28 protein-coding genes and 1 tRNA gene are annotated in these 25,992 nt (G+C 64.0%); 13 read left to right on the top strand and 16 right to left on the bottom strand.

Annotated elements, in window-relative coordinates; genetic code table 11:
• Window positions 1-115 precede the first annotated feature (115 nt).
• From sppA to aroA, 4 genes are all read right to left on the bottom strand, one after another.
• Window positions 116-1,093 carry a signal peptide peptidase SppA gene (sppA, locus tag ACE10Z_RS00310; protein WP_375786174.1) on the bottom strand — a complete coding sequence of 326 codons (978 nt, stop codon included), beginning with the start codon at window positions 1,091-1,093 and terminating at the stop codon, window positions 116-118.
• A gap of 287 nt (window positions 1,094-1,380) precedes the next feature.
• Complete coding sequence (gene rpsA, locus ACE10Z_RS00305; protein WP_050404279.1) at window positions 1,381-3,090, bottom strand: 30S ribosomal protein S1; 1,710 nt, start codon at window positions 3,088-3,090, stop codon at window positions 1,381-1,383.
• A gap of 378 nt (window positions 3,091-3,468) precedes the next feature.
• The gene (cmk, locus tag ACE10Z_RS00300; RefSeq protein WP_298370137.1) at window positions 3,469-4,098 is read right to left on the bottom strand and encodes a (d)CMP kinase; all 630 of its coding nucleotides are present in this window, start codon (window positions 4,096-4,098) and stop codon (window positions 3,469-3,471) included.
• Window positions 4,095-5,432: a 3-phosphoshikimate 1-carboxyvinyltransferase gene (aroA, locus tag ACE10Z_RS00295; RefSeq protein ID WP_375786173.1), complete on the bottom strand. Its 1,338-nt coding sequence runs from the start codon at window positions 5,430-5,432 to the stop codon at window positions 4,095-4,097. Before aroA ends, cmk begins: the two co-directional genes overlap by 4 nt.
• A gap of 146 nt (window positions 5,433-5,578) precedes the next feature.
• On the opposite strand from aroA, the gene ACE10Z_RS00290 reads away from it, so the two are divergent.
• From ACE10Z_RS00290 to ACE10Z_RS00280, 3 genes are all read left to right on the top strand, one after another.
• Window positions 5,579-5,986: a TIGR02300 family protein gene (locus tag ACE10Z_RS00290; protein ID WP_029082481.1), complete on the top strand. Its 408-nt coding sequence runs from the start codon at window positions 5,579-5,581 to the stop codon at window positions 5,984-5,986.
• A gap of 95 nt (window positions 5,987-6,081) precedes the next feature.
• A tRNA-Ala gene (locus tag ACE10Z_RS00285) sits at window positions 6,082-6,157 on the top strand.
• Window positions 6,158-6,315: 158 nt separating this feature from the next.
• Window positions 6,316-6,552 (top strand): GIY-YIG nuclease family protein, encoded by a 237-nt coding sequence (locus ACE10Z_RS00280; RefSeq protein WP_375786172.1) that lies wholly within the window; start codon window positions 6,316-6,318, stop codon window positions 6,550-6,552.
• A 9-nt stretch (window positions 6,553-6,561) separates the two neighbouring features.
• Here ACE10Z_RS00280 and ACE10Z_RS00275 read toward each other — a convergent pair whose 3' ends face one another.
• The gene (locus ACE10Z_RS00275; protein WP_342725387.1) at window positions 6,562-7,023 is read right to left on the bottom strand and encodes a MarR family transcriptional regulator; all 462 of its coding nucleotides are present in this window, start codon (window positions 7,021-7,023) and stop codon (window positions 6,562-6,564) included.
• A gap of 172 nt (window positions 7,024-7,195) precedes the next feature.
• Here ACE10Z_RS00275 and ACE10Z_RS00270 point away from each other — a divergent pair, with 172 nt between their 5' ends.
• The 9 genes from ACE10Z_RS00270 to ACE10Z_RS00230 all read left to right on the top strand — a co-directional run bounded on the left by ACE10Z_RS00270 (window position 7,196) and on the right by ACE10Z_RS00230 (window position 14,514).
• Window positions 7,196-7,621, top strand: coding sequence for an organic hydroperoxide resistance protein (locus ACE10Z_RS00270; RefSeq protein WP_092120797.1), 426 nt, complete (start codon window positions 7,196-7,198; stop codon window positions 7,619-7,621).
• A 217-nt stretch (window positions 7,622-7,838) separates the two neighbouring features.
• Complete coding sequence (locus ACE10Z_RS00265; RefSeq protein ID WP_298371377.1) at window positions 7,839-9,044, top strand: CaiB/BaiF CoA-transferase family protein; 1,206 nt, start codon at window positions 7,839-7,841, stop codon at window positions 9,042-9,044.
• Between the two features lie 262 nt (window positions 9,045-9,306).
• Window positions 9,307-10,623 (top strand): sn-glycerol-3-phosphate ABC transporter substrate-binding protein UgpB, encoded by a 1,317-nt coding sequence (gene ugpB, locus ACE10Z_RS00260; RefSeq protein ID WP_375786171.1) that lies wholly within the window; start codon window positions 9,307-9,309, stop codon window positions 10,621-10,623.
• 62 nt (window positions 10,624-10,685) lie between these two features.
• Entirely contained in the window at window positions 10,686-11,567 is an 882-nt protein-coding gene (gene ugpA, locus ACE10Z_RS00255; protein ID WP_375786170.1) for a sn-glycerol-3-phosphate ABC transporter permease UgpA, read from the top strand.
• The gene (gene ugpE, locus ACE10Z_RS00250; RefSeq protein WP_223971514.1) at window positions 11,567-12,415 is read left to right on the top strand and encodes a sn-glycerol-3-phosphate ABC transporter permease UgpE; all 849 of its coding nucleotides are present in this window, start codon (window positions 11,567-11,569) and stop codon (window positions 12,413-12,415) included. Before ugpA ends, ugpE begins: the two co-directional genes overlap by 1 nt.
• On the top strand, window positions 12,415-13,497 hold the full coding sequence (locus ACE10Z_RS00245; RefSeq protein WP_375786169.1) for a sn-glycerol-3-phosphate import ATP-binding protein UgpC: 1,083 nt from the start codon (window positions 12,415-12,417) through the stop codon (window positions 13,495-13,497). The genes ugpE and ACE10Z_RS00245 overlap by 1 nt, the downstream gene beginning before the upstream one ends.
• A gap of 22 nt (window positions 13,498-13,519) precedes the next feature.
• The gene (locus tag ACE10Z_RS00240; protein ID WP_375786168.1) at window positions 13,520-13,696 is read left to right on the top strand and encodes a hypothetical protein; all 177 of its coding nucleotides are present in this window, start codon (window positions 13,520-13,522) and stop codon (window positions 13,694-13,696) included.
• A 75-nt stretch (window positions 13,697-13,771) separates the two neighbouring features.
• On the top strand, window positions 13,772-14,197 hold the full coding sequence (locus ACE10Z_RS00235; protein ID WP_106321711.1) for an Hsp20 family protein: 426 nt from the start codon (window positions 13,772-13,774) through the stop codon (window positions 14,195-14,197).
• Between the two features lie 50 nt (window positions 14,198-14,247).
• Entirely contained in the window at window positions 14,248-14,514 is a 267-nt protein-coding gene (locus ACE10Z_RS00230; RefSeq protein ID WP_024584317.1) for a DUF1150 domain-containing protein, read from the top strand.
• Window positions 14,515-14,617: 103 nt separating this feature from the next.
• On the opposite strand, the gene ACE10Z_RS00225 is transcribed toward ACE10Z_RS00230, so the two are convergent.
• The 8 genes from ACE10Z_RS00225 to ACE10Z_RS00190 form a co-directional block, all read right to left on the bottom strand.
• Window positions 14,618-15,949: an MFS transporter gene (locus ACE10Z_RS00225; RefSeq protein WP_375786167.1), complete on the bottom strand. Its 1,332-nt coding sequence runs from the start codon at window positions 15,947-15,949 to the stop codon at window positions 14,618-14,620.
• A 339-nt stretch (window positions 15,950-16,288) separates the two neighbouring features.
• Window positions 16,289-16,636 carry a DUF6665 family protein gene (locus ACE10Z_RS00220; RefSeq protein ID WP_375786166.1) on the bottom strand — a complete coding sequence of 116 codons (348 nt, stop codon included), beginning with the start codon at window positions 16,634-16,636 and terminating at the stop codon, window positions 16,289-16,291.
• 103 nt (window positions 16,637-16,739) lie between these two features.
• The gene (locus ACE10Z_RS00215) at window positions 16,740-16,940 is read right to left on the bottom strand and encodes a hypothetical protein (protein WP_375786165.1); all 201 of its coding nucleotides are present in this window, start codon (window positions 16,938-16,940) and stop codon (window positions 16,740-16,742) included.
• Window positions 16,941-16,976: 36 nt separating this feature from the next.
• The gene (locus tag ACE10Z_RS00210; protein WP_375786164.1) at window positions 16,977-17,219 is read right to left on the bottom strand and encodes a hypothetical protein; all 243 of its coding nucleotides are present in this window, start codon (window positions 17,217-17,219) and stop codon (window positions 16,977-16,979) included.
• 89 nt (window positions 17,220-17,308) lie between these two features.
• The gene (locus ACE10Z_RS00205; protein WP_375786163.1) at window positions 17,309-17,596 is read right to left on the bottom strand and encodes a hypothetical protein; all 288 of its coding nucleotides are present in this window, start codon (window positions 17,594-17,596) and stop codon (window positions 17,309-17,311) included.
• 378 nt (window positions 17,597-17,974) lie between these two features.
• The gene (locus ACE10Z_RS00200; protein WP_375786162.1) at window positions 17,975-19,513 is read right to left on the bottom strand and encodes an AMP-binding protein; all 1,539 of its coding nucleotides are present in this window, start codon (window positions 19,511-19,513) and stop codon (window positions 17,975-17,977) included.
• Window positions 19,514-19,655: 142 nt separating this feature from the next.
• Complete coding sequence (locus ACE10Z_RS00195) at window positions 19,656-20,786, bottom strand: DUF5938 domain-containing protein (RefSeq protein ID WP_375786161.1); 1,131 nt, start codon at window positions 20,784-20,786, stop codon at window positions 19,656-19,658.
• A 36-nt stretch (window positions 20,787-20,822) separates the two neighbouring features.
• Entirely contained in the window at window positions 20,823-21,626 is an 804-nt protein-coding gene (locus ACE10Z_RS00190; RefSeq protein WP_375786160.1) for an SDR family NAD(P)-dependent oxidoreductase, read from the bottom strand.
• 367 nt (window positions 21,627-21,993) lie between these two features.
• Between ACE10Z_RS00190 and ACE10Z_RS00185 the strand changes: the two genes are divergently transcribed.
• Complete coding sequence (locus ACE10Z_RS00185) at window positions 21,994-22,599, top strand: TetR/AcrR family transcriptional regulator (RefSeq protein ID WP_375786159.1); 606 nt, start codon at window positions 21,994-21,996, stop codon at window positions 22,597-22,599.
• Between the two features lie 200 nt (window positions 22,600-22,799).
• On the opposite strand, the gene ptsN is transcribed toward ACE10Z_RS00185, so the two are convergent.
• The 3 genes from ptsN to rpoN form a co-directional block, all read right to left on the bottom strand.
• Complete coding sequence (ptsN, locus tag ACE10Z_RS00180; RefSeq protein ID WP_016843543.1) at window positions 22,800-23,261, bottom strand: PTS IIA-like nitrogen regulatory protein PtsN; 462 nt, start codon at window positions 23,259-23,261, stop codon at window positions 22,800-22,802.
• A gap of 232 nt (window positions 23,262-23,493) precedes the next feature.
• Entirely contained in the window at window positions 23,494-24,108 is a 615-nt protein-coding gene (gene hpf, locus ACE10Z_RS00175; protein ID WP_375786158.1) for a ribosome hibernation-promoting factor, HPF/YfiA family, read from the bottom strand.
• A 185-nt stretch (window positions 24,109-24,293) separates the two neighbouring features.
• Complete coding sequence (rpoN, locus tag ACE10Z_RS00170; RefSeq protein WP_375786157.1) at window positions 24,294-25,949, bottom strand: RNA polymerase factor sigma-54; 1,656 nt, start codon at window positions 25,947-25,949, stop codon at window positions 24,294-24,296.
• Window positions 25,950-25,992 lie beyond the last annotated feature (43 nt).

The following is a 25,992-nucleotide window of genomic DNA, read 5'->3' as shown; positions in this document are numbered from 1 at the left end:
AAGACGCTAAATCGATTTAGGACGCCGTGAAATCGCGTGACAAATAGCCCAATTGGAGCATGCGGCGATTCCCGCACAGCGGGAATACCCTGATCAGTACGCCTTTCGCTCTCGACTAGTCGGTTCCTCCGGGAGTCCACAGCGCCAGCATGCCGTCGAGCCCGAACCGGTCGACCGCCTGGGCCACGCCACCCTGCTCGATCCGCCGCGCGATGCCGCCGAGACCGAACGCATCGAGCGTCATCGACGCCGCGGTGCGCAGGAAGGTCAGGTCGCTGAAGCGCGGATTAAGCTTGTAATTGCGCACCGGCAGGTCGCTTTTGACCTTCTTCTCCGCAACCAGCCACGCGATCGCGGTCTTTTCATCCCCGAGCTGATCGATCAGCTTGAGATCGACCGCCTGCCGGCCGGTGAAGACGCGGCCATCCGCGACCTTCTCCAGCAAGGCGTCGTCCATGCCGCGCCGCTCCTTCACCAATCCACGGAACCATGCATAGGAATCCTTGACCAGGCCGTCGATCGCGGCGCGGGCCTCCGGGCTGGTCGGCTCAAAGCCGTTGGGCGCCGCCTTCAGCGGCGAGGATTTGATCTCCTCCATCTTCACGCCGACGGTCTTGAGCAATTCGGAAACGTTGGGAAACTGGAACAGCACGCCGATCGAGCCGACCAGCGAGGTCTGCTGGGCGACGATGTGGTCGGAGGCGATCGCCGTGATGTAGCCGCCCGAGGCCGCCAATCCCTCGACCACGACGACAAGCGGCTTCTTCGCCTTCAACTGCATCAGCGAGTCGTAAAGCTGCTCGGAGCCCGCGGTGGTGCCGCCGGGCGAATTGATGTGCACGACAACGGCCGCATAGCTCGACTTACCGAGCCGCTCCAGCGCCTCGACGCGCTCCTGGTCGCTGCGGATCAGTCCGTCGATGTTGATCCGCGCGATCGCGTTCGACGTCGAGAAGGCGCCGCGTCCGCCGGCGGCGATCACGCCCACGCCGACGATGGCCGCGATTGCAATGGCCGCAGCGGCGACGCGCCAGAATGTCAGCTTGCGCCTGATCCGGCGGCGGTCGACGATCACGTCTGAATCCAGCGACATCCGATCTCTCCAGAAATAGTCAGCGCGCAATCCGCGCGTTTTGCCGTCGCAGCGTCACTATCAGCTTAGCCAAATACATCAATTGCGACGCAATATGAAGAAAACAAGGCCCGGTAATTGGAGGTATCCGTAGCCCGGATGAAGCGCAGCGCAATCCGGGAAGGCTTCAGCCGCGGATACAAAGCCCCGGATTTCGCTGCGCTTCATCCGGGCTACGGTATTCCCCAAAACAAAAAAGGCCCCGGCTTACGCCGGGGCCCCGATGTTCGCCTCAACGAGACGAAGCCTTACTTGTCGGTGCCGCGGTTCTTCAGCGCGGTGCCGAGGATGTCGCCAAGCGTCGCTCCCGAATCGGAGGAGCCGTACTGCGCGATGGCTTCCTTCTCTTCGGCAACTTCCAGCGCCTTGATCGAGACCTGCACCTTGCGGGCCTTCTTGTCGAACTGGATGACACGGGCATCGACCTTCTCGCCGACGGCAAAGCGTTCGGCGCGCTGGTCGTTGCGATCGCGGGCCAGCTCGGACCGCTTGATGAAGGTGGTGAACTCGGTGCCCGAAATCCGGACCTCGATGCCGCTCTCCTTCACTTCGAGCACTTCGCAGGTCACGACCGCGCCCTTCTTGACGTCGCCCGGCTCGGCGAAGGGGTCGCCTTCGAGCTGCTTGACGCCGAGCGAGATACGCTCCTTCTCGACATCGACATCGAGCACCACGGCCTTGACCATGTCGCCCTTCTTGAAGTTGTCGATGACCTGCTCGCCCGGAAGCTTCCAGTCGAGGTCGGAGAGATGGACCATGCCGTCGACGTCGCCCTCGAGACCCAAGAAAAGTCCGAACTCGGTCTTGTTCTTGACCTCGCCCTCGACCACCGAACCGACCGGGAACTTCTCGACGAAGACTTCCCAGGGATTGCGCATGGTCTGCTTGAGACCGAGCGAGATGCGGCGCTTGACCGAATCCACTTCGAGCACCTGCACTTCGACTTCCTGCGAGGTCGAAACGATCTTGCCGGGGTGCATGTTCTTCTTGGTCCACGACATCTCGGAGACGTGGATCAGACCTTCGATGCCCGGCTCGAGCTCGACGAACGCGCCGTAGTCGGTGATGTTGGTGACGCGGCCGGTGAAGCGGGCACCCAGCGGGTACTTGGCTTCGATGCCCTGCCACGGATCATCCAACAGCTGCTTCATGCCGAGCGAGATGCGGTGCGTCTCGTGGTTGATCTTGATGATCTTGACCTTCACCGTCTGGCCGATGGTCAGCACCTCGGTCGGGTGGTTGACGCGGCGCCAGGCGATATCGGTCACGTGGAGCAGGCCGTCGATGCCGCCGAGATCAACGAACGCACCGTAATCGGTGATGTTCTTGACCACGCCGTCGATCACCTGACCCTCTTCGAGGTTCTGCACCAGCTCCTGGCGCTGCTCGGCGCGGGTCTCTTCGAGAACCGTACGGCGCGACACCACGATGTTGCCGCGACGGCGGTCCATCTTGAGGATCTGGAACGGCTGCGAGTTGTTCATCAGCGGCGCGACGTCGCGGATCGGACGAATGTCGACCTGCGAGCGCGGCAGGAAGGCCACCGCACCGTCGAGGTCGACCGTGAAGCCGCCCTTGACCTGGTTGAAGATGACGCCGTTGACCTTTTCGTTGTTCTGGAACGCCTTCTCGAGCTTGCCCCAGCTTTCCTCGCGGCGCGCCTTGTCGCGCGACAGCACGGCTTCGCCGAGCGCATTCTCGATCCGGTCGAGGAACACCTCGACTTCGTCGCCGACTTTCAGATCGCTTTCACGGCCGGGGCCGGCGAATTCGCGCAGCGCAACGCGGCCTTCGGTCTTCAGGCCGACGTCGATGACGGCCATGTCCTTCTCAATTGCAACCACCTTGCCCTTGATGACCGAGCTTTCCTGCAGATTGCCGCCGGCAAAGGATTCATCAAGCATCGCCGCGAAATCGTCGCGGGTGGGGGTATAGGAAGACACAGTATTCGAAGCCATTTGTTCTCCAAATGCGGGATCTTGCCGGCCGTTCGGGTTGATGGGCGCACCGCGCGTGAAGTGTCAGGGTTCCGCAAACCCTGACGACCGCTCATTGCAGGAGGTGCAACAGCGGGCCGGCAGTAAAACTGCACGTTCGGTACGTTTGAATGATCCGGAGCCTGAAACGAAAATATCGCCTTCAAGACCTGGGAGCGGGCGTTCCTCCAGATGCGGCGAGGGTTCAAACCCGGCGCCGGCCCGCTCAGACACGGCCTCGACACGGTCGATGGCGCTCCGAACGGCGCTGATATAGCCCTGCGAGCCGTTTTCGGCAAGCAGGAAATGCCCCATTTTGCTGGGTTTTCGGGCCGAAAGGGCCCTCCAATGCCAGCTATTCTAGCGTCTGGCGCGCGCCGCCTCGACGATGGCGATGGCGGCGCGGACGCCGGCCTCGATGTCGAGATTGGAATTGTCCAGCGTGTGGGCGTCCGCCGCGGGCCGCAACGGCGCAACAGCTCGGTTCTTGTCCCGCTCGTCGCGCTTGAGGATGTCGGCCAGCACCGCCTCCTCGTCGGCGTCCTCGCCGCGGGCGCGGGCTTCCAGGGTGCGCCGCCGCGCCCGCACGCGGGGATCGGCGACCACGAAGATCTTCACGTCGGCATCCGGGCAGATCACGGTGCCGATGTCGCGCCCATCCAGCACCGCACCGGGCGGATCGGCGGCGAACTGGCGCTGGAAGCTGACCAGCGCCTCGCGCACCCTCGGAAAGGCCGAGACCACCGACGCGCCCTCACCGACCTTCTGGGTCTTCAGGATCGGATTGCCGAATTTCTCGGGATCGAGCTCGAGCGCGACCGCCACCGCCAGCGCCTCGTCGTTGAGGTCGGCGCCCTGCGCCATCATCGCATAGGCCACCGCGCGGTAGATCACGCCGGTGTCGAGATGGCGGTAGCCGTAGTGGTGGGCGAGCCGCTTGCCGAGCGTGCCCTTGCCGGAGGCGGCGGGTCCGTCGATGGCGATGATCATGCGAAGTCAGCTCCGAGCGCGCGCATCATCGGAATGAAATCCGGGAAACTCGTGGCGATGAAGGCGGTGTCGTCGATCTTCACCGGCCGATCCGACGCACAGCCCATCACCAGCGCCGACATCGCGATGCGATGATCCATGTGGGTGGCAACAAGGCCGCCGCCCGGAACGTGGCCGCGGCCCTCGACGATCAGATCATCGCCGGAAACCTCGACCTTGACGCCGTTGACACGCAGCATGTCCGCGGTGGCTTCGAGACGGTCGGACTCCTTGACGCGCAGCTCCTGCAAACCGCGCATGATCGTGGTGCCCTCGGCAAACGCCGCCGCGACCGCCAGCACCAGATATTCGTCGATCATCGACGGCGCGCGCTCCGGCGGCACCTCGACGCCCTTCAGCTTCGAGGCACGCACGCGCAATTGCGCCATCGGCTCGCCGGCATCGCCGCGCCCATCGCTCTCCTCGATCGAGGCGCCCATTTCGCGCAACGTGGTGAACAGGCCGGTGCGTAGCGGATTGGTCATCACGTCGGAGAACACGACGTCGGACCCCTCGACGACCAGCGCCGCCACGATCGGGAACGACGCCGAGGACGGATCGGCGGGCACCACGACCTCGGCGCCGTGCAGCTCGGGCTCGCCGTTCAGCGAGATCCTGCGGCCATGGCTGCCTTCCTTCTCCGAGGAGATCTCGGCGCCGAAATGCTTCAGCATCAGCTCGGTGTGGTCGCGGCTCGCCTCCTGCTCGATGACCGTGGTGATGCCGGGCGCGGACAGGCCCGCCAGCAGCACCGCGGACTTGATCTGGGCCGAGGCGACCGGGGTCTTGTAGACGATCGGCACCGGATAGCGGGCGCCGTGCAGGGTGAGCGGCAGCCGGCCGCCCTCCCTGATGTCGCTGGTACGGGCCCCCATCAGCTCCAAGGGATCGAGAATCCGCCGCATCGGACGCGTACGCAGCGAGGCGTCGCCGTCGAAAATGGCCGCGATCGGGCAGCCGGCCACCGCGCCCATCACCAGCCGGCAGCCGGTGCCGGAATTGCCGAAATCGAGCGGGGCCGAGGGCTGGGCGAAGCCGCCGACACCGACGCCTGCGACCGACCAGGTAAATGGCGCCGTCCGCTCCACCTTGGCGCCCAGCGCGCGCATGGATTTGGCGGTATTGAGGACGTCCTCGCCCTCCAGAAGACCGGAAATGCGGGTTTCGCCGACCGAAAGCGCCCCAAGGATCAGGGCGCGGTGGGAAATCGATTTGTCGCCGGGAATGCGGACCTTGCCGGCCAGGGGGCCGCAAACGCGCGATTCCAGCGGGGTCGGGGTGTCGGAATGAGCCAAGATTGTGTCCTCTCGCGACGCGGCAGGTATCACATAGGCAACACCGCGTCACGCGCCCGTCACTTGCGCGCAAACCGCTATTGACAGCGGCTCCTCAACTAGCCAAGTGAAGCACCGTTTTTCAGCAAAATTCTGGGATGACCACGTTGGCTAAGTCCGAGCTCGGAACCAAGCGCATTTGCCCGACCACGGGCAAGAAGTTCTACGACCTCAACAAGAATCCGGTGATTTCGCCCTACACCGGTGAGGTCGTGCCGATCGCGCCTGTAGCCCCGCCGCGGGGCCGTGGCGCGACCGTCAGTTCGCCCGCGACCGCCGCCGAGATGCCCGAGGCGGCCGAGACCGAAGAATTGGTCTCGCTCGAGGAGGCCGATGCCGAGGAGAACACTGGCAAGGTCAAGGCCGTGGTTCCCGAATCCGAGGACGATATCGAGGTCGATGAGACCATCGACGACGATGATGACGACGATTCGACCTTCATCGCCGACGAGGAAGAGGGCGATGAGGACGTGACCGATATTATTGGTGACGTCGGCGGCGACGAAGAGACTTGAGATCGGTGCCGATCTGTGGTGAAGGGTGCATCCTCACGAGTCGCCTAGGGCTCGGAGGCCGGGATTGATCCCCCAGGATCATCCCAACTGGATAAGGGGCCATAGCTCAGCTGGGAGAGCGCTTGCATGGCATGCAAGAGGTCGGCGGTTCGATCCCGCCTGGCTCCACCAGCCTTCGCTCGCTTCGCGAGCTACGGCTCGGCAGGCCTAGGAAGTCCCTCGTAGCGAAGTGAGCGAAGGCTGCCGCGGCGTAGCCCGAAGGGCGAAGCCGGGCTCTCACCAAACTTCAAATGCGTTAGCATCGGCCCCATCAAGCGCGTGGGGGTCAGATGAAGTACGTCTATATTCTCGAAAGCCTCGATCGCCTGCACTTCTATGTCGGTCTCACGGACGATCTGCGAGCTCGACTGGCTAAGCACAATGCCGGCGAAGTGCCCCATACATCCAAATATGGACCTTGGCATCTGAAGACGTACGTCGCCTTCAGCGAAGAGAAGCAGGCCGTCGCTTTTGAAAAGTATCTGAAGTCAGCATCCGGCCGCGCCTTCGCCAAGAAGCGCCTCTAACCACGCCCGCTACTCCCCCAGCACCGCATTGAGCCGGTCGCGCAGCGCGACGATCTCATCCTTCATCGCCATCAACTCGCCAACCGTGCAGTCCGAGGCCGCGAGGATCGACTGCGGAACCGCCTTGGCCTTTTCACGCAGCGCGTGGCCCTGCGGCGTCAGCGCGATCAGCACGACCCGCTCGTCTTCGGTGCTGCGGGTCCGCTTGATCAGCTCCGCCGCCTCCAGCCGTTTCAGCAGCGGCGTCAGTGTGCCGGAATCCAGGAACAGGCGCTCGCCGAGGTCCTTCACCGGCACGTCGTCGCGCTCCCACAGCGCCAGCATCACGAGATACTGCGGGTAGGTCAGCCCGAGCCGGTCGAGCAGCGGCTTGTAGACGCGGTTGAAGGCGTGCGCCGTCGAATAGACCGCAAAGCAGATCTGGTTATCGAGCCGCAGCGCCTGATCCGCCGCCGTCTGTTTCCTGACCATGATTCCTATCGAATCCATCTCGTTTCCGGGTCATTCTGGGCTCACTGGACCGCGAATTCAATTGCGAACAATTAAATGTGAGGCCGCATAAATTATATTGCACGCAATCTAATTGCATGCAATACATCGATCGCTGAATTCGAACTGAAGTCCAAACCCAAGGGAGACCACGATGTCTGTGAACGTGCTCTACAAGACCAGCGCCAAGGCAACCGGCGGCCGCGACGGCCATGCGGCAACGCTCGACGGCGCGCTCGACGTCAAGCTCACGACCCCGAAGGAGCTCGGTGGCGGCGGTGGCGCCGGCAACAATCCGGAGCAGCTGTTCGCAGCCGGCTATGCCGCCTGCTTCATCGGCGCGATGAAATTCGTGGCCTCCCAGGGCGGCCCCAAGGTTCCCGCCGACGCCTCGGTGACCTCGACGGTCGGCATCGGCCCGCGCTCGGAAGGCGGCTTCGGCCTTGCCGTCGATCTCGCCGTCTCGCTGCCCGGCCTGTCCCGCGCCGATGCCGAAGCGCTGGTCGAGAAGGCCCATCAGGTGTGCCCCTATTCCAACGCGACCCGCGGCAATGTCGACGTCAAGCTGAGCGTCGTCTAATCCGACTTCCGTCAATAGTCCGCCACGTGCCGCGTGGCGGACTATTGCATTTCCAGAGGGCATTGCAGATGCCAGTTCGCTCTTTTTAGTTCGCTTGGCGAACGCACGCGCCGCCTGCTGCATGGGCCTGCGCCGACGGAAGCATTGCTGCCTCGCCTGAACACCGTTAGCTCTGGGACCCTCGTTTTCTGATCCCAACTGAGCGAAGGTTGTTTCCATGAATACCCCAGCGGCGACGGGCGCGATGACCGGACTGCGCGTGATCGATCTGACGCGCGTGCTCGGCGGCCCGTATTGCACCCAGATCCTTGCCGACCACGGCGCCGACGTAATCAAGGTCGAGCCGCCCGCCGGCGACGAGGTGCGCGACTGGGGCCCTCCCTTCCATGAGGAAGACGCGGCCTATTTCGTCGGCATCAACCGCAACAAGCGCTCGATCGGCCTCGACCTCGCCTCCGAGGGTGGACGCGCGGTGCTGATGAAGATGCTCGAGACCGCCGACGTGCTGATCGAGAATTTCAAGCCGGGCACGCTCGACAAATGGGGCATCGGCAACGACGTGCTGCGCGCGAAATTTCCGCGCCTCGTGCATTGCCGGATCTCCGGCTTCGGCGCCGATGGCCCGCGCGGCGGCAATCCCGGCTATGATGCGATCATTCAGGCGATGACCGGCATGATCGCGGCGACCGGCTCGCCGGAGAGCGGTCCGATGCGCATCGGCGTGCCGCTGGTCGACATCACGACCGGGCTCTATGCGGCGATCGGCATCCTGATGGCGCTGTCGGAGCGGCAGCGCTCCGGGCTCGGCCAGTTCATCGAGACGACGCTGTACGAGACCGGGCTTGCGATCATGCATCCGCACACCGCAAACTATTTCATGCACGGCAAGCCGCCGCAGCTCACCGGCAACGAGCATCCCAACCTCGTTCCTTACGCGATCTTCCCGACCAAGACGGACAACATCTTCATCGGCGTCGGCAATGACGGCACCTTCCGCAAGCTCGCCAAGGAGATCGGCAAGCCGGAGCTCGGCACCGATCCGCGCTTTGCCCGCAACAAGGACCGCATCGCCAACCGCGATGCGCTGCGCGCCGAGCTTGCCGCGGTGTTCAGCCAGCACGAGGCCGAGCCGCTGTGCAACCGGCTGCTCGCCGCGGGCCTGCCGGCGGGCCCGGTGCAGAAGATCGACCAGGCGCTGACCAACCCGCACACCATCCATCGCGGCGATGTCATCGAGAAGGATTGGTACAAGGGTGTCGCCTCCCCGATCCGCCTCGAACGCACCAAGCCGAGCCTGCGCCGCACGCCGCCGAAGTTCAGCCAGCACGCTGCGGAAGTGCTCGGCGAGTTCGGCTACTCCAAGGACGAGATCAACGGCCTGGTCGACAAGGGCGTGGTCTGCGGTCCCCAGCGCAAGCGCTAAGGGCGCATTCGAGCAAAGCCCGTCCCGCACGTGATGCGGGATGGGCACCGGTCGCATCAAGCCAACACATCACCCCTGCGGTGCAACGTCGCGTCCGGCGTTGCACCGCACGCAGGTGGGCTGCAATCTCCGCCTTTTTTACCGCTTCCCTTCGCTTCGCCTTCCCCCGTACCATGGCTTTCGTTTATACGGTCATTTGAACGTCATCCGGCGCTGATAACGCGCCCAACGAAAGATGGTGTTCCAACCGGAGGGGCTTTTGATGATTTTTCGACGATTAGGCGCTGCTGCGGCAGCCGCTGCCACGCTTGTATTCGCGTCGCCTGCGTTTGCGGTGACGGAGATTCAGTGGTGGCACGCGATGACCGGCGCCAACAACGACGTCATCGTCAAGCTGGCCAACGACTTCAACGCCTCGCAGTCCGATTACAAGGTGATCCCGACCTACAAGGGCGGCTACGCCGACACCATGAACGCCGGCATCGCCGCATTCCGCGCCGGCAACGCGCCGCACATCATGCAGGTGTTCGAGGTCGGCACCGCGACGATGATGGCCGCCACCGGCGCCGTCAAACCGGTCTACAAGCTGATGGCCGACGCCGGCGAGAAGTTCGATCCGAGCGTCTATCTGCCCGCGATCACCGGCTACTACTCGACCTCGAAGGGCGAGATGCTGTCGTTCCCCTTCAACTCGTCGTCGACCGTGATGTGGGTCAATCTCGACGCGCTGAAGAAGGCCAACATCGCGGAGATCCCGAAGACCTGGCCGCAAGTGTTCGAGGACGCCAAGAAGCTGAAGGCGGCCGGCTACACCACCTGCGGCTTCTCCGGCTCGTGGGTCACCTGGGTCAATCTTGAGCAGCTGTCGGCCTGGCACAACGTGCCGCTCGCCAGCAAGGCCAACGGCCTCGACGGCTTCGACACCGTGCTCGAATTCAACGGCCCGCTGCAGGTCAAGCATCTCGAGAACCTGGTCGAGCTGCAGAAGGACAAGACCTACGACTATGCCGGCCGCACCAACACCGGCGAAGGCCGCTTCACCGCGGGCGAGTGCCCGATCTACCTGACCTCGTCGGCCTTCTTCGGCAACGTCAAGGCGCAGGCCAAGTTCAACTTCACCGCTGCGCCGATGCCCTATTATCCCGACGTCAAGGGCGCGCCGCAGAACTCGATCATCGGCGGCGCCTCGCTCTGGGTGATGGGCGGCAAGTCGGCCGAGGAATACAAGGGCGTGGCCAAGTTCCTGACCTTCCTCTCGGACACCGATCGCCAGATCTGGATCCACAAGGCCTCGGGCTATCTGCCGATCACCAAGGCAGCCTACGCCAAGGCCAAGGCAGAGGGCTTCTACAAGGACCAGCCCTATCTGGAGACGCCGCTGCTCGAGCTCACCAACAAGGAGCCGACCGAGAATTCCCGCGGTCTGCGCCTCGGCAACATGGTGCAGCTGCGCGACATGTGGTCGGAGGAGATCGAGCAGGCGCTGGCCGGCAAGAAGACCGCCAAGCAAGCACTGGACTCGGCCGTCGAGCGCGGCAACCAGATGCTGCGGCAGTTTGAAAAGACTGCCGTCCACTGACATGATGCCTTGAGGCCATCAACCGGCAGGCCGCAAACGCGGCCTGCCATTTTGCCGAGATCATGCAAAAACAAGCGGTTTTCCAGTCAAAGTTGTTGCCTTACGCGCTGGTTGCCCCGCAACTCGCGATCGTCCTGATCTTTTTCTACTGGCCGGCCGCGCAGGCGGTGATCCAATCCTTCCTGCTGCAGGACGCTTTCGGCCTTTCGACCAGCTTCGTGTGGTTCGAGAACTATCTCGAATTGTTCAAGGACCCGGCCTATTTCGCGGCGATCGTCCGAACCTTCGCGTTCTCATTTGCGATCGCGGTCTCCTCGCTGTCGTTCGCGCTGCTGCTCGCGGTCATGGCCGACAAGCCGCTGCGCGGCTCGACGCTCTACCGCACGCTGCTGATCTGGCCCTACGCGGTCGCCCCGCCGGTGGTCGGCGTGCTCTGGGTGTTCATGCTGCACCCCTCGCTCGGCGTGCTGTCGCGCTATCTGCGCGCCATGGGCGTCGACTGGAATCCGCTGCTCGACGGCGACCAGGCGGCGGCCCTGATCATCCTCGCCGCGGCCTGGAAGCAGATCTCCTACAATTTCCTGTTCTTCCTCGCCGGGCTGCAGAGCATCCCGAAGAGCGTGATCGAGGCCGCCGCGATCGACGGCGCCCGCCCGATGCGGCGGTTCTGGACCGTGATCTTCCCGCTGCTGTCGCCGACGATCTTCTTCCTGCTGGTCATCAACATCGTCTACGCCTTCTTCGACACCTTCGGCATCATCGACACGATGACCCGCGGCGGCCCCGGCAAGGCGACCGAAACGCTGGTCTACAAGGTCTATACCGATGGCTTGCTCGGCGGCAATCTCGGCTCCTCCGCAGCACAGTCGGTCATCCTGATGGTCATCGTCATCGTGTTGACGGGCATCCAGTTCCGCTTCGTCGAACGCAAGGTGACCTACTGATGGTCGAGGAGGAGGGCTTCCAGCGCTATCTGGCTCACGCCATCCTGTGGATCGGGATCGCGATCGTCGCCTTCCCGGTCTATCTGGCGATCGTCGCCTCGACCCAGGACAACGCCGTCATCGCCAACGGCCAGATGTCGCTGTTGCCCGGCGGCCATTTCTTCGAGACCTACTACCAGACGCTGTTTGTCGGCACGAGCGGCTCGACCCGCGAGCCGGTGCTCAACATGATGCTGAACTCGCTGATCATGGCGCTGCTGATCGCGGTCGGCAAAATCGCGATCTCGATCATCTCGGCCTACGCGATCGTCTATTTCCGGTTTCCGTTCCGGATGGCGATCTTCTGGATCATCTTCATCACCTTGATGCTGCCGGTCGAGGTGCGCATCTATCCGACCTACAAGATCGTCGCCGATCTACATCTGCTCGACAGCTATGCCGGCCTGTCGCTGCCGCTGATCGCCTCGGCCACCGCGACGCTGCTGTTCCGGCAGTTCTTCATGACCGTGCCGGATGAATTGCTGGAGGCCTCACGGATCGACGGCGCGGGCCCGTTCCGCTTCTTCTGGGATACGCTGCTGCCGCTGTCGCGCACCAACATGGCCGCGCTGTTCGTGATCCTCTTCATCCTCGGCTGGAATCAGTATCTCTGGCCGCTTTTGATCACCACGCGCGACGACATGCAGACCATCCAGGTCGGCATCCGCAAGATGATCACCACGACGGATGCGCTGACTGAATGGCCTGTGGTGATGGCGACCGCGCTGCTCGCGATGCTGCCGCCGGTGTTCGTCGTCGTCGTGATGCAGAAACTGTTCGTGCGCGGATTGGTGGAGACGGAAAAGTAATGGCCAACGTCACGCTGCGCAGCGTCCGCAAGACCTATCCCGGCGGCTTCGAGGCCATCAAGGGCGTCGATGTCGACGTCGGCGACGGCCAGTTCTGCGTGCTGGTCGGCCCAAGCGGCTGCGGCAAGTCCACGCTGCTGCGCATGGTCGCGGGGCTCGAGACCATCAGCGGCGGCGAGATCGACATCGGCGGCCGCGTCGTCAACCAGGTCGAGCCCGCCGATCGCGACATCGCGATGGTGTTCCAGAACTACGCGCTCTATCCGCACATGAGCGTCTACAACAACATGGCCTACGGCCTGCGCAACCGCGGCATGGCCGAAGCCGAGATCAGGACCCGCGTCGAGGAAGCCGCGCGCGTCCTCGAGCTCTCGCCGATGCTGGAGCGCAAGCCGCGCCAGCTCTCCGGCGGCCAGCGCCAGCGCGTCGCCATGGGCCGTGCCATCGTGCGCCAGCCGAAAGTCTTCCTGTTCGACGAGCCGCTCTCGAACCTCGACGCCAAGCTGCGCATCGCGATGCGGGTCGAGATCCGCAAGCTGCAGCGCCGGCTCAACACCACCTCGATCTATGTCACCCACGACCAGCTCGAGGCGATGACGCTCGCCGACATCCTCGTGGTGATGAATGGCGGCCAGGTCGAGCAGATCGGCAATCCGCTGGAGATCTATCAGAAGCCGGCGACCACCTTCGTCGCCTCCTTCATCGGCGCCCCGCCGATGAACCTGATGCCGCTGCGCTCGGACGAACTGCAATCCCAGATCGCGGGCGCCGATGGCGCCGGCATCGTCGGCATCCGGCCCGAGGATTTCGTGATCACCGGTGAGACCGCATCCGGCGGCGTCGCGCTCGGTCTGACGGTCGAGGCGATCGAGCATGTCGGCGCCGAGACCTTCGTCTATGGCAGCCGCCAGCGCGAGGAACGGGCGATCGCCGCCAATCCGGGCGAGCTGCCGCCCGGCGAAGTGATCGTCCGGGTTCCCGGCGCCGTTGGGCCTGCGATCGGCGAGCAGATCCGGGCGGTGGCGCCGCGCGACAAACTGCATCTATTTACCGCTGACGGCCGCAAGCGCATCGGCCCGTAACCGATCGGGAACGATTGGGGCCATGCTGGCGCGTTTTCGAGCGAAGTGGACACCGGTTCGCGTGAAGAAGACGCGCCTAAAGCAAAAAGCGGAGCATATCGGTCCTGATTCGGTCAGAACCGGCATGCTCCAGGCGGCATTTACGCTGGTTTCAGAGGCGCTTGAACGCTATCCAGATCACTCCCATATTGGCTTGTGACCGACGGGCAAGCGGCCCGCCGGTTGCATGGGGTGCCGCAAGGGCCCCTCAAAGTCGCTTCGAGAGGACTTTGTAATGTCTCGTGTTCCATCGTTGTCCAGTCCGTTCCTTCTGGGATTCGACGAGATCGAGCGTGCGCTCGACCGCGTCGTGAAGGGCGCTGACGGCTATCCTCCGTACAACATCGAGCGGTGCGACCGTTCCAACGGGCAGCCCGAGCGGCTCCGCATCACGTTGGCGGTGGCGGGCTTCACCCGCGACCAACTCGATGTAACTATTGAGGAAAATCAGCTCGTCATCCGCGGCCGCCAGCAGGACGACAAGGCTCGGCAATACATCCATCGCGGCATCGCCGCGCGCCACTTCCAGCGCACCTTCGTGCTGGCGGAGGGGATGCAGGTGCTGGGCGCGGATCTGAAGAACGGGTTGTTGTCGATCGACCTAGCCAGGCCGGAACCTGAACGGGTCGTTAAGACAATCGCTATCAATGAACACGAATAATAGAAACAACGAGCGGACTCGACCGCTTATCTGACTGAGGAGTCGAGACCATGAGTGAAGCGAATATCATCTTCCAATCCGACAGCGTCACGCCGGAAGCGCTGGCCCATCTGGGCGAGGGCCATATCGCCTATGTGAAGCAGGTCCGTTCCGAGGACGTGCCGGATCTCTTTCCGCAGGCGCCGAAGATCGCGCCGGGCCTCAAGCTGTTCGCACTGCATGCCGCCGACGGCACGCCGATCATGCTGACCGACAGCCGCGAAGCCGCGATCGCGAACGCCTGGAGCAACGAGCTGCAGGCCGTCAGCGTCCATTGACGCACGGCGAATTCAGCATCCGCGAGTTCAATGCGCGGGCATGCCTCGATACCGATCGAGGCGGCCCGCGCATTTTTTTGCAGACATCGTTTGGATCATTCGATCAGGGCCTGTCGTGCTCCTCGGAAATGTCCTTGTTGGTGTAGTCGGGCATCAAGGCGGTCGCGACAATGCTGACCACCGCGCAGAACAGGATGTAGAGCGCGATCACGTAGCCGGAGCCGGTGGCGGCCAGCAGCGCGGTGGCGATCAACGGTGCCGGTCCGCCTGATATGACCGAGGAGAGCTGGTAGCCGATCGAGCTACCGCTGTAGCGCAGCCGCGGCGTGAAGCATTCGGCGATCAGCGCCGCTTGCGGCCCATACATCAGGTCGTGCGGCACGAACGACAGCACGATGGCGATGAAGATCAGCGCCGGCGCCGCGGTGTTCAGCAAGCCGAAATAGGCGAAGCCGAACAGCCCGGTCAGCACCGAGCCGATCAGATACATCCGCTTGCGCCCGATGCGATCCGACAGGTGTCCGGCCAGCGGAATGGTGACGAGCGAGACGAGACCGGCACAGATCAGGCAGATCAGCAGGAAGTCGCGGTCCTGATGGATGACCTGGGTGCCGTAGGCGAACACGAACGCCAGATAGATGTAGGCCGGCGCCTGTTCGGCCATCCGCGCCAGCGCCGCGAGGATGATCGACCGCGGCTGGCGCTTGATCACCTCGATCACCGGGACTCGCGCGACGCGATTCTCGGCCACGATCCGCCGGAACGTCGGCGTCTCCATGATGCCGAGCCGGATGTAGAGCCCGATCGCGATCATCACGAGGCTGAGCAGGAATGGGATGCGCCAGCCCCAAACCAGGAACTGGTCGCCGGAAATCCGGCTGAACACCAGCACCGCGATATTTGCCAGCAGCAACCCGGCGGGACCGCCGAGCTGCGGCCACGAGGTGATGAAGCCGCGGTGCTGGTTGGTCCGCGCCCACTCCATGGAGAGCAGCACCGAGCCGCCCCACTCGCCGCCGACGCCGACGCCCTGGAGGAAGCGGATGACGGTCAGGATGACGGCGCCCCAGATGCCGATCTGGTCATAGGTGGGGACGAGGCCGACCGCCGCGGTGGCGATTCCGGTCAACAGCAACGTTGCGATCAGCGTCGCCTTGCGGCCGATGCGATCACCAAAGTGACCGAAGATCGCGGCGCCGATCGGCCGCGCGATGAAGCCCACCGTGTAGATGGCGAAGGCTTCCAGCACGCCGACCAAGGGATCGGATTTGGGAAAGAACAGCTTGCCGAAGACCAGGCCGGTCACCGTGCTGTAAAGCAGAAAGTCATACCATTCGATGGTGGTGCCTACCGTGCTGGCAATCAATGCGCGACGCAATTGCGCTTGATGCTCGGCTTCCGGGAGCGGGGCGACTGCAATGTCCAATGTCGTCATTGTACATCTCCCTGGCCCAACATCTTCGGGCCATCTGGAATGCGTTTCGTCCCCCCGTCCACGGCAGTGGACGGTGGTATCGATGCCCGATTGTTTGTTTGGTTGGGGCAGGGCCGCAAATGCGCGGGGCGTGCCCATGCAGACCTTAAGGAAGCCGGTCCTGGATCGCGCGCGGCCTAACCGATCGCCATCGCGGGAGTACGACATCCCTTCATGACACGGTCTTGCACGACGAAATCTAGTCCTTCGGTCCGCCCGGTAAATTCGACCTTGGTCTGTGGCACTGGTCGTCGAACATGCTCGTCGACCAGTGCTGCAGCGCAGTGGTGGTCTGCGCCTTTACGGCGATGCGGTCGATGTGGCGAGCATCGGGCCCATGCAGTGCTGCACTTCGCCGGGCACATTGTAGGTGCGCATGATCGCGCGGCTGTCGCGCATGCCGCAAGCTTCCCGCTGCACCACGAACATCCAGAGCGCGTGGCCGGCCTCTCGCACCAGGATGCGCCGTGCCTGTTGGGCGGATGCCGATGCTTCGGCGCGCGGATGGACAGCATCGAACTCGCGCAGCCTGGCGAGAGCCTGCTCCAACGCTCGGCCCATGCGCCCGAGCGCAGACGCCTTCTCCTCGGCGAGCTCGTAAGCGAGAACGTCGACGGGAGTGCGATGGAAGCGAATGTCGAGGGACATCGGTGATCCCAGGGGTCGATGCAGAACGATGACCCCCGGATTTTTCTGGCGCCACGGCCGGTTGTCAATACACGTTCAAACCCGTCGCGCGCCGCATCTGGTTTCAGTCCCTTGCTGAAACGGAGTTCTCGGCGCTGATGGCGCGATCCAGAGCCTCGACCAACGCCTGAACTTCGACGAACTTGCTGCGGGCCCGCTCGGCCTTATCACGATCGAACGGAGCGGCCAGCACTTTCGCATGCGCGTCCCTGTCCTCGATCATGCGATCACGCGCCTTCTTCAGTGTTTCAAGTCGCTCGCTCATCCGGGTTCTCCCTTGCGTAGCCTTCGCAACCGGCCTTTAACCGAACACCGCCGGAAGATCGCCTTTCCGGAAGAAGACGACAGGCTCATCATCATAGTCGCCCATTTCGGGATCGCCGGTGGACGAGAATGCGACGACCGCGAGCTTGCTCAACGCCAGGCGCTCTGCCGTTCGCAGTGCGCCATTTGCCGTCTTGCAGACGATCGGAGGGTCCGGCTTGAGATGCCCGCCCTTGCCGGCGTTGAACGCCTGCACGACGTAGGTTGTTTCGCTTGCCATCAAGGCTCCTTCCGCCGGCCACCAGACGCGGTGACGCCAGGGACGAAGCGGTGCGCTCGTCGTTGGCCACTCGCGTATCGTCGCAAATCTCAGCAACCGCGACAGACGTTTTTCAGCTTCGCCGCAACGCGGGCATCTTCCGCGATCAACGGGTCCTTGTATTCGGATCGCGGCACGTTGCTATCGATGGCCGGAGGCTTCTTGACCGTCGGAGGGAACGCGGCATCGTAGCAGGCGAGACGACCGACCGTGCCTTCGATCTTGTTGCAGGCCGGTTCTGCCGCGAGCGCGCCTTGCGCAATGAGGCCGGCCGCAACCGCGGCGAATAGAAGCGTTTTCATACAGGTGCCTTTCCGGGCGATCATCACACCGAGCATTTCATGATTTTGGTTGTGCGCCGCCTGCGCGCCTGCGCGTTGCCGGTCGCATCAAGCGTCCGCCTGGCGTGGCCAAACGCCGGTGCCGCCGAATTCATCGCTGCGTCGCCTTATCCATGCAGGACGGCGGCAGCGGCCACCAGGAGCAGAAGAAACAGGGGAACGATCACCGGCGGCACGATCCAATCGGCCAGACGAAATCCAGACACGTATGCTCCTCATCTGTTGGCGGGAGCCCTACGTTACCCTCAGTCACCGGTGGATGCCGTGGATGGGCGGTGATGACGCGACTCTACGCTCAAGGCCGGCGAATAGCGAGCGTTTAAAACCCGGTGCGGCAACAGCGTCAGGTCGGCAGCGTCACCATCAAGCGACGCCCTAGCCGCCTGAACGTTCCGTCAAGCGCGCGCGGATGTCCGGCTTCAGCACCTTGCCGACCTTGGACCGCGGAAGATCGTCCCAGACCTCGATCTGCTTCGGCGTCTTGATGCTGCCGACCTGCTGCTTGACGAACGCGGCCAGCGCCGCCGCATCGACGGATTGGCCGGCGCGCGGCTGCACCACCGCGACGATCCGCTCGCCCCATTTGTCGTCGGGCAGCCCGATGACGGCACAATCCTGCACCGCCTCGTGGGCACGCAACGCGTTCTCGACCTCGATCGAGTAGACGTTGAAGCCGCCGGTGATGATCATGTCCTTGGCGCGGTCGACGATGTAGAGGTAGCCGTCGCCGTCGATGTAGCCGATATCGCCGGTGTGGTGCCAGCCATGCGCCGAGGCCTCGCGCGTGGCCTCCGGGTTCTTGTAGTAGCCTTCCATGACAAGCGAACCACGGACCACGATCTCGCCGCGCGATCCCGCCGGCAACAGCTTGCCGTCGCCATCCATGATGCCGGCCTGCACCAGCGGGCCGATCCGCCCGGCGGACGCGAGGCGATCCATCGCAATGCTGCCGTCCGGATTGTAATGATCGGCGGGCGCCATCATCGAGATCATCATCGGCGCCTCGGTCTGGCCGAACAGCTGCGCCATCGGCCCGATGCGCTTCAGGGCCTCGGCGAGCCGCGTCGCCGAAATCGGTGCCGCCCCATACCAGAAGCATTGCAGCGAGCTGAGATCGGCTGCATCGAGCCCGGGATGATCGAGCAGCATGTAGATCACGGTCGGCGGCAGGAACGTATGCGTGACGCGGTAGCGCGCGATCAGCGCGAGGTATTCGCCGATATCAGGGTGGTGCATGATCACGACGCGGCCGCCCAGCGTCATGATCGGAAAGCAAAGCACGCCGGCGGCATGGGTCAGCGGCGCCAGCGCGAGATAGATCGGACGGCCCTTGAACGGGTAGCCCATCAGGGTCAGCGCCGTCATCGCCTCGATGTTGCGGCCCGAGAGCATCACGCCCTTCGGCTTGCCGGTGGTGCCGCCGGTGCCCGGGATCATCGCGAGATCGTCGATCACCTCGCGCTGATAGACATCATCGGTGAGCCCGCCGACCCAGCGATCGAACGATGGCGCGAACGGCAGCTCGGTATCGAGGCAGACCAGCGCGCGCAGCTTGGGCAGATCCTGCCTCACGGCTTCGACCATCGGCGCGAAGCTCGAATGAAACAGCAGCAGGCTGCAATCGAACTGATCGAGGATGAACTTGTTCTCGGTCGCCTCGTTGCGCGGATTGATCGGGCACCACACCGCAGCGGCGCGCGAGATGCCGAACACGCAGGCGAAGGCGAGCGGATCGTTGCCGGACAGGATCGCGACCTTCTCGCCGGGCGCGATGCCCGATCGCGCGAGCCCGCGCGCGATCCGGTAACTCAGCCGCTGTACCTCGCCATAGCTGAGATCGCGGCCATCCATGGTGAGGCACGGCGCGTCGGCGCCGAGCGAGGCACCCTTGTCGAGATAATCGATGAAGCGCATGGCAGGTCTCGCGCAAGAGGCGGGTGACGCGCGACTGCGTCACCCGCGGAGGCGGCGTTTTCGAACAATTGGATACCGGTCCGCTTGACGAAAACGCTTCAGGGAACGGAGTGTTGAGCCCCGAGCCAATCGGGGCTCAAGCTCAATCGTGCACGGTCAGCACCGGCTTGCCGACCAGGCCGAAGCTGCGCAATTGCCCGAGCAGTTCGTGATGGCCGAACGCCTGGCAGCCGGAGGCGAAGCCCACGCGCTTGGGCGGCTGCTGCAGCAGGTATGCCGCGGCAAAGGCCTGTAGCAGGCCGGTCTGCTTGTAGTTGCTGTTGCCGTAGATGACGCAGTGCGCGCGCCCCAGCGGGCCGGAGGCGTACACCGAATCCATCGACTTGTTGACGCGCGGGTTCTCGCGCGGCGGCATGGTGTTCATCACGCCGGCGGCGGTCTGCGCCAACGCGGCGTAGCGCTCGTCGGGCTTCATGTCCTTGGTCGCCTCCAGCGCTGCGGCGACGATCTGCGGCACGCCCAGCATCAGCGCGCGGTTGAACACACCGCCCAGCACCTTGACGTTGGCGACGCGCGGATCGCGCTTGAACCACACCGGGTGCGAGGTGCCGCCCCAGGGCAGCGCCAGCGCCAGCTCGTGCTGGCCGGGGATGGCGAGGTTGTAGAGGCCGGCATCGGGCTGATGCTCGACGTACTTGTTCTGCTCCAAATAGTAGGCCTTGGCCATCGCGGCGTTGACCAGGATGGTCTGCGTCGAGGCGATGGTCGGGCTGCCGCCCCAGAACACGGCGATATCAAGCGTGTCGAGGCCGGGCGTCTCCAGGCACAGCTGCGCGGCGATCTCGCCGGTGGTGTACATCTGCGCGATGCCCGGCGCGAGCAGCAGACCGGCATTGGCGAACTTCGCGCCAAACTCCTGTTCGAGCGTGATCAGCCAGTCCTGCTCGCCTGTCGTGTCGGTGTAGTGGCACTTGGCAGCCAGGCAGGCCTGCACCACCTCGGTGCCGAACTTGGCGAACGGACCCACGGTGTTGAGCACCACCGAGGCGCCCTTGAACAGTTCGGTCAGCGCGGCCGCGGTGTGCGGCACAGTCACCACCTCGTAGTCGGCGGTCTCGATGCCGGCCACGTTCGACTTCATCGCGGCATTGAGCTTCTCGCCGCTGCGGCCGGCGGCGATGAAGGGGATGTTGTATTCGCGCAGATATTCGCAGACCAGCCGGCCGGTGTAGCCGGACGCGCCGTAGACGATGACGGGCTTCTTCTCGCTCATTGCGATCCTCCTAAATGCTTGTTGTCGGCTTTGCTGTTACATGCCCATGCCGCCATCGACCGGCAGGCCGACGCCGGTGATGAAGCGGGCCTCGTTCGAGCACAGGAACACCGCGGCGTCGGCGATGTCGGAGACTTCCGCGAGCTTGCCGAGCGGCGTCTGCTCCACCACCGAGCCGACGGCGGCATTGACGTCGGGCGCGAGACCGATCTTCACGATGTCATTGGCAAGCTGCAGACCCATGTCGGTCGGGATCAGGCCGGGATAGATGCAGTTCACCCGCACCCCGTAGCCGAGCTTGCCGGCTTCCATCGCGCCGACCCGCGTCATGCGATCGACGGCGGATTTGGTGCCGGAGTAGACGGCGATGCTCGGAAAGGCGATCGTTGCCGCGACCGAGGCGATGTTGACGACTGCGCCGCCCTTGCCCGCGGCTCCGCCCGGCCGCATCGCGCGGAAGGCGTGCTTCATGCCGAGCACGGTGCCGACGATGTTGACCTCGCACATGCGGCGCGCGTCCTCGGCCTTGATATCGGCGACCAGCGAGGTGATCTCGATGCCGGCATTGTTGATCAGGATGTCGTAGCCACCGAGGGTTTCGACCGTCGCGGCGACGGCTCTTTCCCATTGCGCGTCGTCGGTAACGTCGAGCTTGACGAAGCCGGTTTTCACCCCCGCCTTGGCGATCTCGGCGGCACTCGCCTTGCCGGCATCGTCGAGAATATCGCCGATCATGACCGCGGCGCCGGAGCGCGCCAGCGCCTGCGCGATAGCTGCGCCAATCCCCCGGGCGCCGCCGGTGACCAGGGCTTTCCTGCCTTCAAGGCTCTTCCCACTCATGACGTAGTCCTCCCTTTGCTTGGTGATTTTGATCGGTGGCGCGGCCGGCGACAGCACGGGCCGGCGATCGGCATATTCTCAGCGCATTGGTGGTGGCGGCAGGCGTCGACGGGGCGCAGCGTTGGCGCGCCCGGCACTGCATCTCCTCCTTGATGTCGTTAGGTCAGCCGTCTTGACGGTTGTCCAAATTATTGCGCCAACCCTCGTCCAGGAACTTGACACTTGTCAAGCCTGAATTTGACAAGTGTCAAAGAGGATGATTGTGAAGAGGTGGAGTGCGCTGCGGTTCGCGCGGTATAAGTTTGCTCTAGGGAAGCGACAGGAAAGGCACGGGATGGCGCGGCAAGCGACAGGAGCGGCCCAACGCGTGGCGGTGGCAGCCGAGACGCTGCGCGACGAGAAGTTCAACGCACGCCGCGTCGAGCTGGCGGAAGCCGCGCTCGAAACGCTCGGCGAACTCGGCTTCGCGCGCACCAGCCTGCGCGAGATCGCGCAAAACTCCGCATTCACGCACGGCGTGTTTCACTACTATTTCAGCGACAAGCTCGATCTGATCTGCTGCTGCGTCCGTCACTACAAGGCGAAATGCGTGACGCGCTACGACGAGGTGGTGACGACGGCACGAAGCCGCGACGAATTGACCGAAGGCTTCCTCGCCAAGCTCGCGGCGACGTTGCAGGACGAAGCCCGCATGCACCGGCTCTGGTACGATCTGCGCTCGCAGGCGATGTTCGAGCCTGCGTTTCGCAAGGACGTGCTCGAGATCGACAAGAGCCTGGAAGCGATGATCTGGCGCATCGCCACGCGCTACGCAGAGCTCGGCAACAGGAAGCCGGCATCGTCTCCGGCCGCGCTCTACGCGCTGTTCGACGGCCTGTTCCAGAGCGCCCTGCTCAGGCACCTCGCCAGCGACGAGAAGGCCATCCCCGATCTGCTCGAAGAAGTCCGCCGTCTGCTGCCGACGATCTGCTGAGAGAATTGCGAACGCTTCGTAGCCCGGATGAAGCGCAGCGTAATCCGGGATTTGCGCTGGTTGCGAGATTTTCCCGGATTGCGCTTCGCTTCATCCGGGCTACGGCGATCGAAATGATCGCGCAGTGTCGCGCGCCAACGCGTGATGCTTCGACTTTGCCCTGATGACCGTTGCGCGAAGGAATTCGCGAATGCGGATGATTACGCCGCGCTCGCCGGCGGCAGCGCGAGCACCGAGTAGATCGCCTGCGCGTCGCGCGAGGCACGCAGCTTCTTGGCGACGTCCTGGTCGCGCAGCAGGCGGGCGATGCGCGCCAGCGCCTTGAGGTGATCGGCACCGGCGCCTTCCGGTGCGAGCAACAGGAAGATCAGATCGACCGGCTGGCCATCCATCGCCTCGAAATCGATCGGGCGCTCGAGGCGGGCGAAGAAGCCGAACAGCTTCTCCAGCTTGGGCAGCTTGCCGTGCGGAATGGCGACGCCATAGCCGACCGCCGTGGTGCCGAGCTTCTCGCGCTGCAGCAGCACTTCAAAGATCGCGCGTTCGTTCTGCCCGGTCAGCGCAGACGCACGCGCCGCGAGTTCCTGCAGCGCCTGCTTCTTGCTGATGACTTTCAAAGCCGGGAGAATCGCCTCGGGTGCGACCAAATCGGTAATCGGCATTGGGACGTTCCGAGGTGAATGAACCGTCAGGTTGCGAAATAGGCTTTACAGCGGCGGCGTCAAGAAGTTGAGGTGGGATGCGGGCTTAGCCCGGGTCCAACTGGCAGGGCTTCTACTCCAACGTATCGGCGGTGCCAACACCTGCGAACCCTGTTCCGCCCCCCTTATTCCTGGAGGCGGCGGACCATAAGCAGGGCTGGCTTCGGACGTCAATGCCATCGGCCAACTATCCTCAGGGGCTCACCGCCGGCGGATCTACCCAGCCGACATTGCCGTCCGTACGGCGGTATATGATGTTCAACCGGCCACTGCCGCCATGCTGGAATACCAGGCAGGAGGCGCCGGTCAGATCGAGCTCCATGACGGCTTCGCTGACCGACAGCCGCTTCAGCGCAGTGGTTGCCTCGGCAATGATCACCGGGCTGTATTCGGTGACCTCGTCCTCGTTCTCGGGCGCCTCGATGACGTAGCTCGGCGCGTCGAGCCCTGCACTGTTAAGGCCTGCGCCGTTCAATTCGGCAAGCGCAGCGTTCGCGGCATAGGTCTTGCGAGCCGAGCGGTCCTTGAGCCGGCTCTTGTAGCGGCGCAGGCGCTTCTCGATCATCAACAGCGCGGCGTCCGCGCTGGCATAGGCGTCGGCGGCGTTGGATTCGGCTTCCAGCGTGATGCCGGAATCCAGATGCAGCGAGCAGTCGGTGCGGAAGCCGAAGCCATCCTTGCTCAGCGTGATGTGACCGGAATAGTTGCCATCAAAATACTTTCGCAGGACCTCGTCGGTGCGCTCGCTGACGCGCGCGCGAAGCGCCTCGCCGATGCTGATGCTCTTTCCCGAGATTCGAAGGGTCATTTGATGCCTCAATTGCTGGATGCCTCGGTCACGCTTGCAGGAGCACGATGTTTGCTGGGCTTCCGGTCACCTCCCTTGCTGGACGACGCTTCGCCAGGAAAGATTGAGACTATCGCGATTTGACGCGAACGCAACGAGCGCATGAACCTGCCCGTACTCGGACGGGGTCGTACTCAAGAAGTAACCTAAACGGGGGCTGTATCGCGCGAGCGGTCGGGCGAGGAGGCAGGAGCCGAAAGGGCATTACCAAGCATGCTCTGTTTGTCACGGCGGCGCTGCACCGAGGATGGTATCCGCATCGCCTCGCGGTACTTCGCGACGGTGCGGCGGGCAATATCAATGCCCGAAGCGCGCAAACGTTCCACGATCGTGTCGTCGGACAGGATCGCCGACGGCGCCTCGCCGTCGATCAACTGCTTGATGTGGTGACGCACCGCTTCGGCCGAGTGTGCCTCACCGCCGTCGGCTGAGGCGATCGACGCGGTGAAAAAATACTTCAATTCAAAACTGCCGCGATTGGTCGCCATGTATTTGTTGGCGGTGACGCGCGACACCGTCGATTCATGCATCTGGATCGCATCCGCCACCGCCTTCAGATTGAGCGGCCGCAAGTGCGCGACGCCATAGGTGAAGAATCCGTCCTGCTGGCGGACGATTTCGGTTGCGACCTTCAGGATGGTGCGGGCGCGCTGATCGAGCGCGCGGACCAGCCAGGTCGCGTTCTGCAGGCAGTCGGTGAAGTACGACTTGTCACCGTCCTTGCGGATCGTCTTCGACAGCTCAGAGTAATAGGTCTGGTTGACCAGGACGCGCGGCAGAGTGTCGCTGTTGAGCTCGACATGCCAGCCGCCGTCGGGGCCCGGACGCACATAGACGTCGGGCACCATGGTCTGCGTCCGCGCGGTGCCGAACTTCAGCCCGGGCTTCGGATCGAGCCGGCGGATCTCCGCGATCATGTCGGTGATGTCTTCGTCGTCGACGCCGCAGAGCTTTCGCAAGGCCGCGATGTCGCGCTTGGCGAGCAGATCGAGATGCTCGACCAGCGCCTGCATCGCCGGATCGTAGCGATCGAGCTCGCGCAGCTGGATCGCCAGGCACTCGCTCAGGTTTCGCGCGCACACGCCCGGCGGATCGAACTTCTGCAGCACCGCGACGACCTCGTCGACCGCCTGCTGCGACGCTCCGAGCCGCTCGGCGGCCTGGCCGAGATCGGCCGGCAGGTAGCCGGCGTCGTCGACCAGGTCGATCAGATACTGCCCGATCATGCGCTGCGCCGGCGCCGAGAACGCCACCGCGAGCTGTTCGGCGAGGTGGTCGGCGAGCGTCAGCTCGGCGGCCACGAAGGCTTCGAGATTGTATTCGTCATCGCTGGAGGCGCCGCCACCCCATTCGGTATAGACCGACGGGGCTGCGTCCTGCGCGGCGCGCGCGGCGGCTTCGGCCGGCTCTTCGGAGAACACGTTGTCGAGCCCGGTATCGAGCGTCTGCTCGATCTCGGCGCGGGTGCCGAGGTCGCGGTTCAGCCATTCCTCCTGGCCGGGCTCAAAGGCCGCCTCGCCGCCCGAGCCTGCGGCCATGTCGGACGCGTCGCCGTCGTCTCCGTAGCTCGAGGAACCGTCGGAATCGCCGTAGTCCGGCCGGTCCATGACCGGCTCGCCCGCTACCGGTGGCTCCGGCCCGTCGGCGGCCCGCTCGAGCAGCGGGTTGCGCTCCAGCTCTTCCTCGACAAAGGCCGACAGATCCAGGTTCGACAGTTGCAGCAGCTTGATCGCCTGCATCAGCTGCGGCGTCATCACCAGCGACTGCGACTGGCGGAACTCTAGTCTTTGCGTCAGTGCCATGGAGGCAAGATCGATTCCAAAAAGTTGGCTCGATTCTTGCTTA

It is taken from the genome of Bradyrhizobium sp. Pha-3 (assembly GCF_042258615.1).
In the GTDB taxonomy this organism is placed as follows: Bacteria; Pseudomonadota; Alphaproteobacteria; order Rhizobiales; family Xanthobacteraceae; genus Bradyrhizobium.
The sequence above is the reverse complement of the archived record's forward strand: the minus strand, read 5'-3'. Positions and strand labels throughout refer to the sequence as shown.